The sequence below is a fragment of the Synechococcus sp. A10-1-5-9 genome (assembly GCF_047716785.1).
Taxonomy (GTDB): Bacteria; Cyanobacteriota; Cyanobacteriia; order PCC-6307; family Cyanobiaceae; genus Synechococcus_C.
This window is the reverse complement of the sequence record NZ_CP180406.1, coordinates 1,552,206-1,569,677: the sequence shown is the minus strand read 5'-3', so window position 1 is coordinate 1,569,677 and position 17,472 is coordinate 1,552,206. Positions and strand designations below refer to the sequence as shown.

The window sequence follows — 17,472 nt, the reverse complement described above, 5'->3', positions numbered from 1 at the left end:
CGGATCTTAGTGAAGTTGAAGCGTTTTTTTAGGACTGCAGGCCCAGGCCAGTTGTCGGGTCAGTTCAGCCTCAAGCACAGGGGCGACATCAAGCAGTTCTCGAAAGTCTGAGCCATGAAAGGTTAAGGCCACAAGGCCAAGCTCACAGGCGTGAATATTGTCACGGCCACCACTGGTACCTGAACCACCTAGGTAATCCAGCAATCCGAGAAATCTCAGGGGTGAGTCGTTGGTTGTTGGTGCTAAAAGCACTGTTTGGTTATTGAGTTCACAACCACCGCTGAGCAAAATAAAGACGCCGTCTTCTGAAAGTGTGATTTCTTCGCCTTGTTTCCAGGCCTGAATCGAACTGAGTGTGGGCAGTCTGCTCAGTGTTCTTGGCTCCAGAAGACTCAGGAGTTTTTGTCCCGCTGGTCGTTTCGCCAATCGGGTCAGTTCTTCATTCTCGTCGGGAGTTTGTCCAAGGCGCACTGCGGTGGCCCAACGCCGCGTTGAGGGATCAAACGATGACTTGGCAACGCTTTCGAGCACTCCTTCAGGCGAGGGAAGGTTTTGAAAATTGAGAGTGGCCTGTGGTCGTTGTTTTAACCAATGACTGAGTGCAAGGGTCGTGTTGTCTTCACTGCTGAGGAAGGTGTAGACGGTGTCTGGGATCGAGGCCAGCAGGTTGAGTTGATCCTCTTTGGGCCACTCCAGAGACTTGGCATTGAGGAAGCGTTGCTGAAGCTCGACCAAGGGCGGCATCAGCCTCGCAATGTGGTTGTCAATGCTGAGGAGCAACGGAAGTAAAAAGGGACTGTTCTTCGTTTTTTGGCGAAGAACCCAGCGTTCGCTGAGATGGCCCTCAATGGCTTGGTAAAGCTGATCCAGCTCTCGTTCACTACGGATTGAGTCAGGGGAGAACTCAAGGATCGTTTCCTGCCAGCTCTCGTTGTCGAGGCCGCTTTCGATTCGGATGCGCTCGAGTTCTTGACTGACAGCCTCTGGGATCAAGTCGGGTGTGATCGTTCTGCAGTGGCTGATGCGAAGCAGATGTTCAATTTCTTCCACGGCGGCACTGCGGCGGAGCTTCAGTCCTGCAAGATCCATTGCGCTGAGTTGCTGCAGCCTTGGATTTTCTGCCTCCAGCACTTCAATGGCCGCGCGGTGTTCGTCTTGGCTAAGACCAAGACTTAGTCGGAGTTCTTCGAGTTTTACGAAGGCGGTGCGGCGATCCAGGCGCCCCTGCTCCAGCTGCTCTTTCAACACGTTGCTGTAGATGGCTCGTCTGTCGCTTTTGGCGTTAGCAGGCAGTGCCTTCGCCAAGGTGAACACTTCAGAGGGAGTTAGATCGTCGAGACGACGCCCTCCGAGCCACTCGGAGAGCTGATCGCCAAGTTTCGTCAATTGCTTGCGCAGGCTTGTACTTGTGCTTTCGCGTTCATAAAGCTGCTGATTTCGGTTCCAACCCCGGTAGAGCCACATGGCCATGATCGCCATGACTCCCAGCTTGAAGACCGCATGTCCCCGTGGTCCGGTCAACGGCAACGGACTGCCCTTGAAAAGGAAATAGCTATTCACCGCGATGACGGTGCTCAGCAATCGGGTTCGATGAATTGCGGTTGTTTTGGCATCTGGAAGATCGTTATGCAGGAAGTAGTTTTCCTGCCACTGTTGGATCTGCTGAAACAGGAGCCGGGAGATCAAGGCAGCGGCCGAAATAATGATCGGAACGGCGATCAGCCTCGGAACTGTGGGCCAGCCATCCGGAAGAATCGACTCCCATGCCATTGAGGCCAGACGGTTGTCGTAGGAATAAAGGTGACTTTTTAAGTAGTCGAGATAACTGATTGATGGGTCTGTTGGCGCATAGCTTTCGATGATTAGAAAGAAGCTGATTACCAAGCCTGGATACGAATACCAGGCCCAGTTGAGGCCTCGCTTCCTTTGGAGATTGGCCCAGTAATGACGCTCAGAGTCAATGTCCATGCATGGTTTGATGCAAGCCACACAGGCACTGGCATCGGCTTGCCCAACGTCGTCTGCCTTTGTACGGCACATCGATTGTGTCGTTCGTGATGTTGGGTTGAGATGGGCATCGCTGCCGGGCAGGCTTCGCGGACCGGTAATCACCTGCTGTGCCACTCCAAAGGGGCAGATGTATTGGCACCACGACTTACCTGCATAAGCCCATCCAGTGACGAGGGCACCGAGAAGCACAGCTCCGCTCATCACGGCAAGGACGATGCCATTGCTGTTGGCGATGAGGATGCGCATGCTCAGACCGGCGATCAGCAGGCTCCACTGCAACTGGATGTGATGGCGGCCAAGCCAGGATGATTCGTCAACGAAGACCAGCCTTTTTTTGCCGCGCTGATCGGTGACGGTGCGCTGAATCCCAAGGGCTTTGGCCAGCTGAGAGACGAAGGACAGTGGGCAAAGTCGACGCCAAAGGGCGTGGCTGAACACCACGCAGAGCAACACGGCAGGCAGGCCGATATTCCAGAAAATGTCATTGGCAACGCTGTCGCTGCAGATGCTGAGGTCGCTGCAAATCGCAGGGCGTGCCACATAGCCAGTGGGAAGCACCATCATCAACAGCAAACCCAGCCATCCAGTCAGTAACAACCAGCGCAGACCATGTACGCGCTTTTCATCAAGAGCTTCAGGGGGCATATTTTTTGGACAACTCCTGCTGTCGGTCTAGATGCTGTTCTTCGATTCAGCATCCATGGGCAACGTCGGGTGATGCAACTTGGCGCTGCGTCCGCCGCTTGGTGCATAGGTGATGTCCAAGCGCCAGGCTTCAGGAAGGGAAAGATTGAGGCGTTCCGGCCATTCCACCGCCATCAGGGCTCCTATCGCGCGGGCTTCTTCTTCTTCTTGCAGAAACAGCTCATCGGCTGACCCTGGAGCTTCCAGTCGGTAGAGATCCAGATGGATGAGGGGCGGATTCCCGTCTTGGTAGTGCTGGGCTAAGGCAAAGGTTGGACTGGTGATTGGTTCAGTGATGCCACAGGCCTTCGCAAGGCCTTGCACCAGAGAGGTTTTGCCCGCTCCCAGTTGGCCCTGCAAGAGCAAGATGCTTCCCCTGGGCAAATGCTTGACCAAGTGCTGTCCAAGCCGTTGCGTCGTCTCAAGGGTCTCAAGGTCCCAAACACTCTGTGTAAAGTCCAAATCGAGCGAGCCCGAAGCCTCGGCGTCTCTGCAGAGATTCACCTCCACGTTTCCCAGGGAGCAACAACTCATGGTGGCAGCGCCCACAACCGCGACGGAACTGAAGCTCGGCGCGGATTTCGTTATCGCGGACATCAATCAGGCGGAGTTCGGCCGCAAAGAGCTGGACATCGCTGAGACCGAGATGCCTGGTCTGATGGCCTTGCGTGAGAAGTACGGCAAGGAGAAACCCCTGAAGGGCGCCCGCATCGCCGGCTCCTTGCATATGACCATCCAGACGGCCTGTCTGATCGAGACCCTGGTGGAGCTCGGCGCCGAGGTGCGCTGGGCCTCCTGCAACATCTTCTCGACCCAGGATCATGCGGCGGCCGCCATGGCTGCCCGAGATATCCCGGTGTTCGCCGTCAAGGGCGAGACCCTTGAGGAGTACTGGGATTACACCCACCGCATCCTCGAGTGGAGCGACGGTGGCTCACCCAACATGATTCTGGATGACGGCGGCGATGCCACCGGGCTGGTGATGCTGGGCAGCAAGGCCGAGCAGGACATCACCGTGCTCGATAACCCTGGTAACGAGGAAGAAACGTTCCTGTTCGCCTCGATCAAGAAGAAGCTGGCCCAGGACCCCAGCTTCTACAGCCGCACCAAGGCTCAGATTCAAGGCGTGACCGAGGAGACCACCACAGGTGTGGCCCGTCTTTACAAGATGCAGAAGAGCGGTGAGCTGCCCTTCCCTGCCATCAATGTCAACGACTCGGTCACCAAGAGCAAGTTCGACAACCTCTACGGCTGTCGCGAGTCGCTGGTGGACAGCATCAAGCGGGCGACCGACGTGATGGTGGCCGGTAAGCAGGCCCTGGTGATGGGCTATGGCGATGTGGGTAAGGGTTCAGCCCAGTCCCTGCGCGGTCTTGGCGCCACTGTGTGCATCGCTGAAGTGGATCCGATCTGTGCCCTGCAGGCGGCTATGGAGGGCTACCGCGTGGTCCGTCTCGAGGACGTGGTCGGGGAAATGGACATCTTCGTGACTGCCACCGGCAATTACCAGGTGATCCGCAATGAGCACCTCAAGAAGATGAAGGACGAAGCCATCGTCTGCAATATCGGCCACTTCGATAATGAGATCGATGTCGCTTCCCTCAAGGAGTACGAGTGGGAGAACATCAAGCCCCAGGTGGATCACATCACCCTGCCCAGCGGCAACCGGATCATCCTGTTGGCCGAAGGCCGTCTGGTGAATCTCGGCTGCGCCACCGGTCACCCCAGCTTCGTGATGAGCAATTCCTTCACCAACCAGGTGCTGGCTCAGATTGAGCTCTTCACTAAGTGCAATGAGTACGGCAAGGAGGTGTATGTGCTGCCCAAGCACCTCGATGAGATGGTGGCCCGTCTGCACCTTGATCGCATCGGCGCCAAGCTCACCGAGTTGAGTAAGGATCAGGCCGATTACATCAATGTGCCGGTGGAGGGTCCCTACAAGCCCGACCACTACCGCTACTGATCCTTCTGCTCGGTTGCCCGCGTGCCCCATGGAAGACTTGCGCGAGCTTGCGCAGGCTCCATGGGGCTTTCTGAATTCGTCACCCAGCTTCCGGAATGGATCGGTCAGGCCGTTGCCGCCAATCCTTTGGCTGGGTATGGAGCGATTTTTGCGGCCATGTTCCTCGAGAACCTGTTTCCGCCCATTCCCTCCGAATTGATCATGCCCCTCGGGGGGTTCTATGTGCAGCAGGGCCAGCTGCAGTTCATTCCCGTTGTGCTTGCCGGGCTTCTGGGCACCGTGATCGGTGCACTGCCTTGGTACGGCATCGGCAGGCTGATCAATGAGGAGCGCATCGAGCAATGGCTCGGGCGCCATGGCCGCTGGATCGGCATCAGCCCGGAAGAACTGGCCCGCAGCCGACGCTGGTTCAGCCGTTACGGCACAGCACTCGTGTTCTGGGGTCGCTTGGTTCCAGGCATTCGCACACTGATTTCAGTTCCGGCAGGAATTGAACTGATGCCGATCACGCCCTTTCTGATCTGGACCACAGCAGGGAGCCTGATCTGGACCTTGCTGCTCACCATTGCCGGCATGGTTTTGGGAGAGGGGTACAGCAATGTTGAGCTGTGGATTGATCCCGTCAGCAAGGTGATCAAAGTGCTGCTGGTGATCGCGGTGATCGCCGGTGGCATCTGGCTGGGCCTGAGGGTCTGGCGGCGGCGCAACGCCGCCGACTGAACCGCGACTCAGAAGGGAACGTCCTCGTCGCTAGCGCTGCCACCACCGAAGCTGTTCCCACCACCGAAGGCTCCAGCGCCCGATTCGCTGTCACGCTTGGAGCCGAGCAGCTCAAGCCGATCCACTCGCACCACGGGTTTGCTGCGTTCCTCTCCGCTGTTGCGGTCGGTCCAGCGGTCGAGCTTGAAGCTGCCGATGATCCCCAGGAGGGACCCTTTCTTCACGTAGTCGGCGGCCACCTGGGCTTGCTTGCCCCAGATCTCCAGGTTGAACCAGTCGGGTTCGTCATCACGACTGCGGCGATTCACCGCGATGGTGAGGTTGGCGACCATGCTGCCCGATTCGAAATAACGGACTTCGGGGTCGCGGCCGGCACGGCCGACCAGGGTCACGGAATTGACTCCCATTGAATCTCTCCTGTTAGTGGGTCAATGATGCGCCACGGCTGTCAGAACTGACGGTTGTCGTGGCTGCCTTCAAGGAGTTCCACCTTCATCGGTTGATGTAACAGATGGGCCTGGAAACTGCCCCTATGATTCTTCGAACGATGTCTCAGCCAGTGCTCTTCCGTCGCTTCCAACTGTCCCGCGACATCGGTATCGACCTCGGCACAGCCAACACCCTGATTTACGTTTCAGGCAAAGGCATTGTGCTCCAGGAACCATCGGTGGTAGCGCTGGATCTCGAGCGGGGTGCAACGCTCGCCGTGGGCGATGAAGCCAAGTTGATGCTTGGGCGCACCCCAGGCAACATTCGAGCTGTGCGTCCGCTTCGCGATGGCGTGATCGCCGACTTTGACGCCGCTGAGCAGATGCTCAAAACCTTCATTCAGAAGGGCAATGAGGGGCGCGGCATTGTGGCCCCTCGGCTCGTGGTCGGCATCCCCAGCGGTGTGACCGGGGTTGAGCGCCGTGCCGTCCGGGAGGCTGGTCTCGCCGGTGCTCGGGAAGTGCATCTGATTGACGAGCCAGTGGCGGCTGCCATCGGTGCCGGATTGCCGGTCACCGAGCCCGTTGGCACCATGATTGTGGATATTGGCGGTGGCACGACCGAGGTGGCTGTTCTCAGTCTTGGCGGCACGGTGCTGAGCGAGTCGGTGCGGGTGGCTGGTGATGAAATCAGCGATTCCATCGGTGTTTATCTCAAAAAAGTGCACAATCTGGTGGTGGGTGAACGCACTGCTGAAGACATCAAAATTCGGATCGGTTCGGCCTTCCCTGACAACGAGTTCGATCAGACCGTGATGGATGTGCGTGGTCTGCATCTTCTCTCCGGGCTTCCCCGCACCCTTCAGTTGCAGGCCGGTGATCTGCGCGAGGCCATTGCCGAGCCTTTGAATGTGATTGTGGAAGCCGTCAAGCGCACACTTGAGCGCACCCCTCCGGAGCTCGCAGCCGACATTGTGGATCGCGGCATCATGCTGGCCGGAGGCGGAGCACTTGTGCGTGGCATCAGTGACCTGATCAGCCATGAGACCGGTATCTTTACCCACATCGCCGAAGACCCTCTGCTCTGCGTGGTGAAGGGGTGCGGGCAGGTGCTCGAGGATTACAAACGTCTGCAGCGCGTGTTGGATACCCCTGAATTCGTGAGAGCAGCGGCTGCCGTCTGATCGTCATGGGGTTGTCCCAGAGGCCTCAGGGGTCTCGATTGCGCTCTTTTCGCCGGCTCTGGCCCTGGTTCATCCTTCTTGTGGTTCTCGGCCTGGTGCGGCTGAGCAAGGGCGCCGGGTTCGCTGACGCCTTTGCTCTGCTCAGCCGGCCTTTCTGGCCTGGCTCAGCGCAGCGGGAGTGGATTGAGTCGGCCGTCCGTCAAGACGCTACGTCCCGCCTTCAGTTGCTGGAACAGGACAATGCACGGCTGCGCGGCCTGCTGGAGCTCGACCGGTTGTCCTCGGGCGATCGGGTGCAGGCGGCCGTGATTTCACGCACGCCATCGGGCTGGTGGCAGCAACTGGAGCTTGGTAAAGGGTCCTTCAACGGCATCGCTAAGGATGATGCGGTGATTGGCCCCGGTGGATTGGTCGGCCGCGTTCAGAGCGTGACCCCGGCCACCAGTCGGGTGCGCTTGCTAACGGCACCGGGGAGCCGCATCGGCGTCTGGTTGCCGAGAACCCGTCAGCACGGTCTGCTGGCAGGCCTTGGCACGGCACGCCCACAGCTGCAGTTTCTGGACAAAGAGGTGCAGGTGCGGCCTGGTGATCTCGTTAGCACATCCCCGGCCAGCACCCTGCTCCCCCCAAATCTGCCGGTGGCCGTCGTGCAGTCCATCAACCTGCGCGGCGTTCCCGCTCCGACCGCCCTGGTGCAGTTGATTGCTCCTCCCGATGCCATCGACTGGGTGCAGGTGCAGGTGCGTTGATTCATGGCTCGATTGCACCGTCAACCGATCTGTGTGGCCTCCGCCCTCCTGGTTCCCCTGTTCCAGTTGGTGGCTCCCTCCTGGTTGGTGTTGGATGGGGTAGGGCCCAGCTGGGCGATGCTCTGGTTGCTGCCTTGGGCGCTTGTGGATGGCCCGGTGTCCGGTGGGATTGCAGGTGCTGCGCTCGGTCTGGTGCTCGATGGCCTCAGCTTGGGGGATAGCAGCCAGATTCCTGCATTGGTGCTGATGGGATGGTGGTGGGGCCGCCTCGGGCGACGCGGTCAGCCGATCCAGCGCAGTCTCAACATCGGATTGCTGGCTTGGATCGGCACCCTGGTGCTGGGGTTAAGCCTCTGGTTGCAGCTGCTGATGCTGGGATCGGCCGACGCGCTGCTTCAGGCCTGGGCCCTGCACACCACCCTGGCCCAAGCCCTGATCACTGGACTGTTGGCGCCGATGGTCGGATCCTGGCAACTGCTCCTCTGGCGACGCCGCGCACCTGCATGACCTTTAAGCAACGACGACGGCGGACGCGGCAATGGCTGGTGGGCCTGGCTCTCGCCGGTGTGGCGACGCTCGGCTGGGGATGCCGAAGGCCGGCGGCACCGGAGGGGACGCTTCAGCTCTGGACCCTGCAGCTGGCACCCAAATTCAATCCATATATGACCTCGGTCATCAAGGCCTGGGACACGAGCCACCCTGAAGCACCGGTGCGTTGGACCGATCTGCCTTGGGGATCGGTGGAACGCAAGCTGCTGGCAGCAGTGTTCGCGCGCACGGCCCCGGATGTGGTGAATTTGAACCCCCCCTTTGCCGCCAATCTGGCCAGTAAGGGAGGGCTTGCGGATCTCACGCCGCTGTTGCCCGATGGTGCGGCAGAGCGCTACTTGCCGTCGGTCTGGGATGCGGCTCGGGATCCAGAGGCCGGACAGATCGCAATCCCCTGGTACCTCACGGTGCGCCTGAGCCTGGTGAACCGCGACCTGCTGCGCGAAGCAGGCCTGGACCAATCACCCCGGCGCTGGGAGGAAATACCCGCCTATGCCAGGGCGATCCGCGAGCGGACTGGGCGTTATGGGCTGTTTGTGACCGTGGTGCCGGATGACTCCGCTGAGCTCTTGGAGTCGATGGTGCAGATGGGTGTGACCCTGCTCGATGATCGCCAGCGTGCGGCCTTCAACACCCCGGCCGGCCGCAAGGCTTTTGCGTTCTGGACGGATCTCTACCGGGAAGGCCTGCTGCCGAGGGAAGTGGTGAGCCAAGGGCAGCGACGGGCGATCGAGCTGTATCAGAGCGGGGAGTTGGCGCTGCTGGCCAGTGGTGCTGAGTTTCTGCGCAGCATCCAGACCAATGCTCCTGGGGTGGCGGCGGTCACCCTGCCTCAACCGCCGCTCACCGGTGCCGATGGAACGGCCAATGTGGCGTTGATGACCCTGGCGGTGCCGCGCCAGAGCGACCAGGCAAAAGAGGCTGTGGAGCTAGCTCTGTTCCTCACCAATGGCCCCAACCAGGCCCGTTTCGCTAAGGAAGCGCGAGTGCTGCCCTCGTCTCTGAAGGCCCTTGAACAAGTGCGAGCTGAGCTGAAGTCCGAGCAACCGGCCAGTGCGGACGAGGCACAGATCCGTGAAGCCCGTTTGCTGTCCGCCGACACCCTGAAACGCGCACGGGTGTTGGTGCCGGCCACGCCAGGCATCAAACGGCTGCAGAGCATCATTTACACGCAGCTGCAGAGGGCCATGCTTGCTCAGATCAGCAGTGAGCAGGCTTTGCTGGAAGCGGAGCAACAATGGAATCGCTACGCCAGCTCCCGCTGGCCTTGATCCGCGACCCACTGATAGGGAGCGCCCTGTGTCGTCAGATTCTTAAAAGAACCCAAAGGCTGGATTTGGGGAGAGGGTTTGGCCTCAATCCGTTCAGGTTGAACGGTAGGGTTGCGTTTCTTCATTGACCATTTGATGTCAGACGGGCCATCCCAGCTTTTAAGTGGCCAGGGCCCCGTCAACAGCGGACCGGCAGCAGACAAAGCAACCCTTTTGGTGGTGGATGACGAGCCTGCTGTTCGTCGCGTCTTGGTGATGCGTCTCCAGTTGGCTGGTTATCGCGTGGTCTGCGCTGAGGATGGTGAAGAAGCACTTGAACTCTTCCATCGGGAGTCTCCCGATTTGGTAGTGCTCGATGTGATGCTTCCAAAGCTTGACGGTTTCGCCGTGTGCCGCCGTTTGCGGGCTGAATCCTGTGTGCCGATCATTTTCCTCTCGGCCCTCGAAGCCATCTCAGAGCGGGTGGCCGGCCTAGACCTCGGTGCCGATGATTACTTACCTAAGCCCTTCAGCCCAAAAGAGCTAGAAGCGAGGATCGCGACCATCCTTCGTCGTGTAGGCCGCGGTTCGGCAAGTGCAGAGCCGAGAGAACTACCGACTGGTCAAGGCGTTGTGAGGGTCGGAGAGCTGGTCGTGGACACCAATCGCCGGCAAGTCACCCGAGGCAGCGAGCGTATTGCGCTGACTTATACCGAATTCAGCCTGCTGGAACTGCTGTTCCGTGAGCCAGGGCGGGTGGTTCCCCGTGCTGAAATTCTTGAACAACTCTGGGGTTATCCTCCCCGCCGATCCGCCGACCTGCGCGTTGTCGATGTGTATGTGGCTCGCCTTCGGGGCAAACTCGAGCCCGACCCCCGCAATCCTGAGCTGATTCTCACTGTGCGTGGAATTGGTTACTCATCCCAGCGGATGGGTGATAACGCACCGGTAGCAGTCGCAGGCTGATTATCGACCTGGGTCCCGTCGACCGGCAGGATGGCGCCGACTGCATTCTGCTCCGTGTCTGATCTGCGTGAGACCCGCCTTGAGAAGGTGTCTGCCCTGCGCGACCAGGGCCGGGAGCCCTACGCCCTCACCTTTGACCCCACCGACCGGATGGCTCGGCTGCAGACCGATCATGCCGATTTGCCCAAGGGAGAGGAGAGGGATTGCGCTGTGGCTGTTGCCGGTCGGGTGATGACCCGGAGGGTGATGGGCAAGCTTGCTTTCTTCACCCTTGCCGACGAAACCGGCACGATCCAGCTGTTTCTGGAGAAGGCGGCGCTCGGCGAGGCCTTTGCTCAGATCACGTCTCTTGTCGACGCCGGCGATCTGATCGGCGTGCGTGGCACGTTGCGCCGTACCGACAGGGGGGAGTTGTCGGTGAAGGTGGCGGAGTGGACCATGCTCGCCAAGTCCCTGCAGCCCCTGCCGGATAAGTGGCATGGTTTGGCGGACGTGGAGAAGCGTTACCGCCAGCGCTATCTGGATTTGATCGTCACGCCCCAGTCGCGCGAGACCTTCCGTCGCCGGGCGTTGACCGTGAGTGCGATCCGGCGCTGGCTCGACGAGCGCGAGTTCCTGGAGATTGAAACGCCCGTGTTGCAGGCGGAGGCGGGTGGAGCTGATGCGCGCCCGTTCATCACCCACCACAACACACTGGATCTGCCGCTTTACCTGCGCATCGCCACCGAGTTGCATCTCAAACGCTTGGTGGTGGGCGGTTTTGAGCGGGTGTACGAGCTGGGTCGTATCTTCCGCAACGAGGGGATGAGCACCCGCCACAACCCTGAGTTTACCTCGGTGGAGGTGTATCAGGCTTATACCGATTACCTGGGAATGATCGACCTCACCGAGTCGATGATTGCGTCGGTTTGCCAGCAGGTTTGTGGCAGCACGCGGCTCGCCTATCAAGGTACGGAGATCGATCTCACCCCGCCCTGGCGCCGGGCGACGATGCATGAGTTGGTGGAAGAGGCCACAGGCCTCGACTTCACGACCTTCTCCGATCGTGAGGCGGCGGCTGAGGCCATGGCGGCCAAGGGGCTTCCCGTTCCAGAGAAGGCCGATTCCGTAGGTCGTCTGCTCAATGAAGCGTTTGAGCATGCCGTGGAAGCCAACCTGACCCAGCCCACGTTCGTGCTCGATTATCCCGAGGAGATTTCACCTCTGGCCCGCAAACACCGCAGCAAGCCCGGCCTGGTGGAGCGTTTCGAGTTGTTCATCGTTGGACGGGAGACTGCCAATGCTTTCAGCGAGTTGATTGATCCGGTCGACCAGCGCGGGCGCTTGGAGGATCAGCAGGCCCGCCGGGCGGCTGGCGATGAGGAAGCCCAGGGGGTGGATGAGGACTTTCTGCAGGCGCTGGAAGTGGGCATGCCTCCCACAGGAGGCCTTGGCATCGGCATCGATCGCCTGGTGATGCTTCTCACTGACAGTCCCTCCATCCGTGATGTGATCGCCTTCCCGCTGCTGCGTCCGGAGGGGTGAGTATCAAGCTGGACCACCGGGCGAGCGTTTGGGCACCCTCGGGGTGGATAATGGTCAACAGTGGCATGGTCCCTTTCCAATGAGTGGTGAGCGCGTAGGTTTCCGCTTCAAGCACGCCGATGCGGTGGTCAAGCGCAATCCCCAAGGCCGTTCCCGCCGCGGCTGGGTGATGGAGCCTGTGGAGCAGACCACCAGCCGGGGCACCAAGATGCCCGCCTATCGGATTCGCTGGCGCGACAGTGAGCGCCCTGAGATTGTGCTCCAGCACATGCTGATCGCCGATCCCGATCCCACCCCTCCGCCGGAAAATGTGAGCCTGGTGCCTCCTGCTCCCAAGGCCTGATTAAGGAAGCGCTCAAGACGGCGGTCAGTTGAGACCTTGGCGTTGCCGGAGCTCTTCCAGCTCCTGTCTGGCTTCGAAAAGGGCCCAGTCTTCATCAAGGCTGCGTCCTTTGGATTGACTTGTGGCCTGCCGGCGCAGATCGCTGATCTGCTGATCCAGGCCTTGAAAATCGCGTCCGAGTGTCTCCAGTTCACTCCAGAGAGCTCGGCCCTGCTCCATCAACGTCTGCACGTGGCGTTCAGCTCGAACCGACAGTTGCTGCTCCCCGGCGGCGTGAGCCTTGCGGCTGCGTTCACCCCAGGCCTGGACTTGTTCCGCCAGGGATAACAGCTGCCGGCGCAGGTCTTTGGCCTGACTCTGCATCTGATCCCGGCGACGGTTCAGGTCATGCTGGCGGTCTTGGAGATGCTGCTCGCGCAACAAGCGATCCTGATCCGGGTTCGCCTGAAGGAAGGCATTGAGCCGATCCTCCAGGTTGCGTTCCAGTTGATCCAGCCAGGTCGGAGCCATCAGTCCACAGCCTCGTCGACGATCTCATCCGGTGCACGGGTGATCAGGGGCGCTTCAATCTCTTCCTGCAGGGGGGTGATCGCCCCATCCCGCGAGCGCAGCAGCAGCTGGGTGAGTCGGGCCACCGATCCGTCCCCGAGCTCCAGCTCACTGAGGCGCTCGAAGGCTTGCCGGTACACCGTCTCCAGCTCCTCCATCAGCGATTCCCGCTGCAGTCGCACCGTGCGCCGTTGCTCTTCTCGACTCATGGCGGTGCCTCGCTCGGTTTCTGGGCTCAGTTTGCCGCTTCCAGCCAGTGCAGGGAGAGATCGTCGGCCGGGTCGTGCCAGCGCTGCCTCCAACACCAGCCCGCTTCCGCGGCCAGGGCGCGGGCCATGGCCGGGGTGTATTTCACGCTGTATTCGGTGACCAGCGGTTGCTCGGCAGCGAAACCCCAGCATTCACCGGCGATCGTCACCGACTGAGGCTCCCGGCTCACGAGGGCCATGCGTACCCGGTGCTCAGCAGCCTGCCAAAGCGCTTCGTAGCGGAAACACTCCGGGTCGAATGTGGCCCCCAGCTCCGTATTCAGCCGATGCAGCAGGTTGCGGGCGAAGGCGGCGGACACGCCGGCGGCATCGTCGTAGGCCGCCTCGAGCCGTGCGGGTGTCTTGGGCTGATCCAGGCCCAGGAGCAGGGGCCCGCCATCAAGAAGCTGCCGGAAGCGCCGCAGCAGCGCAACAGCCTCCAGGCGGGTGAAGTTTCCCAGGGAACTGCCCGGAAAAAAGCCAATGCGGCGCTGGTTCTGCAGCAGAGGATGCTCCGGCAGGGCTTCCAGTTCGCTGTGATCGCAGCAGATGCCCAGCATGGGCACGCCTGGATAGCGGCTCTGCAGTGCGGCTGTGGCCTGGCGGAGATGGGCGGCGCTGATGTCGAGGGCGACGTAGGCGGAAGGTTGGAGGGCGTTGAGCAGGGGGCCGACCTTGCGGGCACTGCCAGCGCCGAACTCCACGATCACCCCGTCTCCCAGGGCGGCGGCGATCGCTGCCGCCGAGCGCTCCAGCAGCCCAATTTCCGTGCGCGTGAGGCTGTACTCGGGCTGCTCGCAGATCTGATCAAACAGCCGCGACCCCTCCGTGTCGTAGAGGAACCAGGCTGGGAGCTGGCGTGGCTCCTGTCGCAGGCCGTGCCGCACCATCCGGAGCATGTCCGCCGCCGGTGGATGTAGGTCGATCAGCTCTGGTCTCGAGGGCGTGAGGGTGGTCATCGAGCCAGGCGCAGACCTGCCGCCATCCAGCGACTGGCCGGGGGAAAGAAGTTGCGGTAAGTGTCGCGGGAATGGCCCCTGGGTGTGAGTTGACTGCTGCCCCGCAGTACGAATTGGGAGGTCATGAACTTGCCGTTGTATTCGCCTACTGCACCGCTGGCCGCCTGGAATCCCGGGTAGGGGCGGTAAGGACTCGACGTCCATTGCCAGAGCTCACCGTGGCTTTGCTGCAGCTGCTCGCCATGGGTGTGGCTGGCTCGTTCCCATTCCGCCTCGCTGGGCAGGCGAGCCCCGGCCCAGCGGGCGTAGGCATCTGCTTCAAACCAGCTGAGATGACGTACTGGCCTGTGCTCTGCCAGGGCACAGCGTCCTCCAAGGGTGAACTCCCAGTGCCAGGGACCCTCGCCGGTGGGATCCCCTCGCCAGTAGCGGGGTGCCCTCCAGCCACGATGGCAGCATTCCGTCCAGCCTTCGCTCATCCAGAGCTCGGGGCGGTCGTAGCCACCAGCGTCGATGAACTGCCGGTAGTCGCCGTTGGTCACGAGGCGATCGGCGATCTGGAACGGTTCCAGCCACACCTTGTGTCTGGGCGTTTCGTTGTCGAAGTGAAAGCTGGCTTCCGCATGCCCCACCTCCACCAGGCCGCCTGTGCAGGCCAGCCAGGTGGGGCTGACGTCATCGGTGTGGATTAATGCGGGCTCCTGCCAGTCCCTTCGATAAACCGGTTCGAGGGGTTGGCGGCTGAAGCCGTCCAGCAGATCCATCAGCATCAGCTCCTGATGCTGTTGCTCGTGCTGCAGTCCCAGTTCCACCAGGTCTACCCAGGGCGCGTCGTCGCAGCTCTCCAGCAGGCGTTCGAGAGCCGCGTTGACCCGGCTCCGCCATTGGCTCACCTCCCGCATCGGCGGACGACTCAACAGGCCCCGCTGGGGACGTGGTTGGCGCGGACCGACGGCTTCGTAATAGGAATTGAACAGGTAACTCCAGCGGGCATCGGCCGGTTCATAGCTCGGCTGGTGGGGCCGCAGCACAAAGGTTTCGAAGAACCAGGTGGTGTGGGCCAGATGCCATTTGGGGGGGCTGGCATCGGCCATCCCCTGAAGGTTGAGATCTTCAGTGTCCAGCGGTTCGATCAGGGCTTCACTGGTATGCCGCACGGCCATCAACCGGTTCAGAAGCGTGCCGGAGGCCATAGCGGGTGGGCGCACTGGCGGTGACCCTAGGGGCTACACACCCAGGTGTCAGCAGGACACAGCCTTTACCATCAGCCAACCATCGCCTCCATGTTGTGATCGGCACCCTGCTGGCTGACCGGTACCGCCTGGATCGCTGCCTGACCGCCGATCCCAGCCATCCCCAGGGAGCACTTTGGTGTGCGGAGGATCAGATGGCTGGCGGAGTACCGGTTGCGGTCCGTCGGCTCCAGGATGCTGAGGCCTCGGAGCGCATCCGTGCGCTCTGGCCGGCGATGCAGTCGGTTCTGCATCCCCAGATCCCCCGCTTCGGCGGATTGCTTGAAGAGCAAGGCAGCCTGTGGCTGGTGCGGGAATGGCAGGAAGGATCAAGTCTGCTTCAGATCCAAGAGCAGCGCCTGGAGCGCCAGCTGGTGTTCGGGCCGGGAGAAGTGCTGCTGCTGTTGCGTCAGCTGCTGTCGCCTCTGGCCGTGCTGCATGCACAGCAGCTGGTGCATGGTGATCTCAACCCCCGCAATCTGCTTCGGCGTGACCAGGACGGTCTGCCGGTGCTGATTGATTTCGGTTTGCTTCAGCGCAGCGGTGAGCAGCCGGTTCCCGGGGCTTCGGCAAGCTATGCCCCGAGAGCTCAGGGTCGGCAAGAGCCCGCTGAGGCCTGGATGGACCTGCATGCCCTGGGGGTGACAGCTCTCACGCTCTTGAGTGGACGTCCACCCGAGAAGTTGCTGGCGGCTCAAGGGGACAAATGGAGCGTTCCGGCAGATTTGGATCTTGAGCCGTCCTATCGCGAGGTGTTGGGTCGCCTGCTTTCGGAGCAGGTCGATCAACGCTTTTCCACCTCTAGCGAGGCACTTCAGGCGCTTCAGCGAGTCACCATGCCCGAGTCCACTGGTCCCCAGCCTCGGATCGACCGCACCGTGGTGCTGGCGCCGGTGGTGGTGGCTCCTCAGGCTCCGCAACCAGTTCCGGATCTGCTGCCTCAGCCTCAAGCGACTGCGTCCCGGGGGGGTGACGACCGGACGCGTCCTCGTGCTGAACAGCGCCTGCAGGCGGCTGAGGGCGGGATCTGGCCGGTTGTGGGAGCTCTGTTGGTGTCTGCGCTGGTGGGTACGGCGATCGGCTGGTTTCTTCTCAGCCGCAGCAATCCCCCTGGAGGTGCACCCTCAACGGAGCCCGATGTGATTGGGCGCTCCCCCACGGCCAGCCTTCCGCCTGCAGAGGTGGATCAGCGTCAGCTGCTGCTGAGCCGCCTGAGGGCCCTGCAGGTGGATCGCAGCTGGTTTCTGCAGCTTGTGGATGCCAGTTTGCTGGCTCGTTTCCCAGAGCGTGGCGGACGCCTGCCCAGCGATTCACTTGAGGATGCACCCCTTAGGCGTGTTTGGAATGAATTGGCGGAGGAATGGCTGGCCCGTGTTGAGCAGCTTCCTCCCATGCTTCGCGGCCGACTGGGCCGGCTCAACAATTCTGATTGGCAGAAACAGCGACAGACGCTCGTGCAGCAGGGGGTGAATGCCAAGGTGGTGGAGCAATTGGTGAGTGCGTCGGCCCAGACGCTCCTGCCCGGTGTCGCTACGGGTGTGAAGCCGCCAGAGCCATTCCGGCAACTCTGGTTTGCGGCGGCACTGCGCAGCCTGGAGGATGTGCGCATCGAATCGGTGAAAGCCCGTGCAGGGGCGCCAACGGTGCTCTCGAGCCGGGTGCCCGCAGGTGGGGCTCGCCTGATTTCGATCACTGTTCCCGCCGGACGCCGGTTGGTGCTGGGGATCAACGGCACACCGCTGATGCAGATGACGGTGTATGGCTCCGACGGGGACGTGGCGGCGGATCGCGGGCCGTTGCGGGTGGTGACCCTTCCGGAAGACGCCGGATCGCCGTTGCAGGTGCTGGTGACCAATGACGGTGTGTCCTCCGGTTTGCTCACGCTGTCCTGCCGGGCGGATCGCCCGGCGTCGAAGCCCCTGCCCGCTGTGGATCCCGATCCCATTCCCGATCCGGCCACCGGGGCCGAGGGGCCCGTGGAGGCCTTGCCGGAACCGCCAGGGCCGAAACCGGCAGGGGTGGAGGAGCCATCGGCAGCGGAGGAGTCAGAGCCGTTGGTGGACGCAGACGCGCAGTCCACGTCTTCTGACACGAACTAGTAACGATTTTGCGTC

17 protein-coding genes are annotated in these 17,472 nt (G+C 61.4%); 10 read left to right on the top strand and 7 right to left on the bottom strand.

The features are described 5' to 3' along the window. Positions 1-6: 6 nt before the first annotated feature. Both ACLM45_RS08670 and tsaE read right to left on the bottom strand, forming a co-directional pair. Complete coding sequence (locus ACLM45_RS08670; protein WP_415408810.1) at positions 7-2,655, bottom strand: 4Fe-4S binding protein; 2,649 nt, start codon at positions 2,653-2,655, stop codon at positions 7-9. 27 nt (positions 2,656-2,682) lie between these two features. Beyond that, positions 2,683-3,228: a tRNA (adenosine(37)-N6)-threonylcarbamoyltransferase complex ATPase subunit type 1 TsaE gene (gene tsaE / locus ACLM45_RS08665; RefSeq protein ID WP_006042542.1), complete on the bottom strand. Its 546-nt coding sequence runs from the start codon at positions 3,226-3,228 to the stop codon at positions 2,683-2,685. Between tsaE and ahcY the strand changes: the two genes are divergently transcribed. Both ahcY and ACLM45_RS08655 read left to right on the top strand, forming a co-directional pair. Then, entirely contained in the window at positions 3,227-4,657 is a 1,431-nt protein-coding gene (ahcY, locus tag ACLM45_RS08660; RefSeq protein WP_415408809.1) for an adenosylhomocysteinase, read from the top strand. The genes tsaE and ahcY overlap by 2 nt on opposite strands. 60 nt (positions 4,658-4,717) lie before the next feature. Beyond that, positions 4,718-5,377: a DedA family protein gene (locus ACLM45_RS08655; RefSeq protein ID WP_006042540.1), complete on the top strand. Its 660-nt coding sequence runs from the start codon at positions 4,718-4,720 to the stop codon at positions 5,375-5,377. Positions 5,378-5,385: 8 nt separating this feature from the next. Here ACLM45_RS08655 and ACLM45_RS08650 read toward each other — a convergent pair whose 3' ends face one another. Further along, complete coding sequence (locus tag ACLM45_RS08650) at positions 5,386-5,784, bottom strand: single-stranded DNA-binding protein (RefSeq protein ID WP_415408808.1); 399 nt, start codon at positions 5,782-5,784, stop codon at positions 5,386-5,388. Between the two features lie 152 nt (positions 5,785-5,936). Between ACLM45_RS08650 and ACLM45_RS08645 the strand changes: the two genes are divergently transcribed. The 7 genes from ACLM45_RS08645 (at position 5,937) to ACLM45_RS08615 (ending at position 12,370) form a co-directional block, all read left to right on the top strand. Then, complete coding sequence (locus ACLM45_RS08645; RefSeq protein WP_006042538.1) at positions 5,937-6,989, top strand: rod shape-determining protein; 1,053 nt, start codon at positions 5,937-5,939, stop codon at positions 6,987-6,989. Positions 6,990-6,994: 5 nt separating this feature from the next. Further along, the gene (mreC, locus tag ACLM45_RS08640) at positions 6,995-7,738 is read left to right on the top strand and encodes a rod shape-determining protein MreC (RefSeq protein WP_038004551.1); all 744 of its coding nucleotides are present in this window, start codon (positions 6,995-6,997) and stop codon (positions 7,736-7,738) included. A gap of 3 nt (positions 7,739-7,741) precedes the next feature. After that, the gene (locus ACLM45_RS08635; RefSeq protein WP_415408807.1) at positions 7,742-8,245 is read left to right on the top strand and encodes a rod shape-determining protein MreD; all 504 of its coding nucleotides are present in this window, start codon (positions 7,742-7,744) and stop codon (positions 8,243-8,245) included. Beyond that, positions 8,242-9,558 carry an ABC transporter substrate-binding protein gene (locus ACLM45_RS08630; RefSeq protein ID WP_415408806.1) on the top strand — a complete coding sequence of 439 codons (1,317 nt, stop codon included), beginning with the start codon at positions 8,242-8,244 and terminating at the stop codon, positions 9,556-9,558. Before ACLM45_RS08635 ends, ACLM45_RS08630 begins: the two co-directional genes overlap by 4 nt. A 135-nt stretch (positions 9,559-9,693) precedes the next feature. Further along, positions 9,694-10,503 carry a response regulator transcription factor RpaB gene (rpaB, locus tag ACLM45_RS08625; protein ID WP_038005264.1) on the top strand — a complete coding sequence of 270 codons (810 nt, stop codon included), beginning with the start codon at positions 9,694-9,696 and terminating at the stop codon, positions 10,501-10,503. Between the two features lie 54 nt (positions 10,504-10,557). Further along, positions 10,558-12,027, top strand: coding sequence for a lysine--tRNA ligase (gene lysS, locus ACLM45_RS08620; RefSeq protein ID WP_415408805.1), 1,470 nt, complete (start codon positions 10,558-10,560; stop codon positions 12,025-12,027). Positions 12,028-12,106: 79 nt separating this feature from the next. Next, complete coding sequence (locus ACLM45_RS08615; protein ID WP_131455631.1) at positions 12,107-12,370, top strand: hypothetical protein; 264 nt, start codon at positions 12,107-12,109, stop codon at positions 12,368-12,370. Positions 12,371-12,394: 24 nt separating this feature from the next. Here ACLM45_RS08615 and ACLM45_RS08610 read toward each other — a convergent pair whose 3' ends face one another. The 4 genes from ACLM45_RS08610 to egtB are packed head-to-tail and all read right to left on the bottom strand — an operon-like array spanning position 12,395 to position 15,319. After that, positions 12,395-12,880, bottom strand: coding sequence for a hercynine metabolism protein (locus ACLM45_RS08610; protein ID WP_415408804.1), 486 nt, complete (start codon positions 12,878-12,880; stop codon positions 12,395-12,397). Continuing rightward, positions 12,880-13,128, bottom strand: a complete 249-nt coding sequence (locus ACLM45_RS08605; protein ID WP_006042530.1) for a hercynine metabolism small protein — start codon at positions 13,126-13,128, stop codon at positions 12,880-12,882. The genes ACLM45_RS08610 and ACLM45_RS08605 overlap by 1 nt, the downstream gene beginning before the upstream one ends. Positions 13,129-13,154: 26 nt before the next feature. Then, a complete protein-coding gene (gene egtD, locus ACLM45_RS08600) occupies positions 13,155-14,126 on the bottom strand; it encodes an L-histidine N(alpha)-methyltransferase (protein WP_415408803.1) in 972 nt (323 codons plus the stop codon). After that, complete coding sequence (egtB, locus tag ACLM45_RS08595) at positions 14,123-15,319, bottom strand: ergothioneine biosynthesis protein EgtB (protein ID WP_415408802.1); 1,197 nt, start codon at positions 15,317-15,319, stop codon at positions 14,123-14,125. Before egtB ends, egtD begins: the two co-directional genes overlap by 4 nt. 95 nt (positions 15,320-15,414) lie before the next feature. On the opposite strand from egtB, the gene ACLM45_RS08590 reads away from it, so the two are divergent. Further along, positions 15,415-17,457, top strand: a complete 2,043-nt coding sequence (locus ACLM45_RS08590) for a serine/threonine protein kinase (RefSeq protein WP_415408801.1) — start codon at positions 15,415-15,417, stop codon at positions 17,455-17,457. The last annotated feature ends 15 nt before the right edge of the window (positions 17,458-17,472 follow it).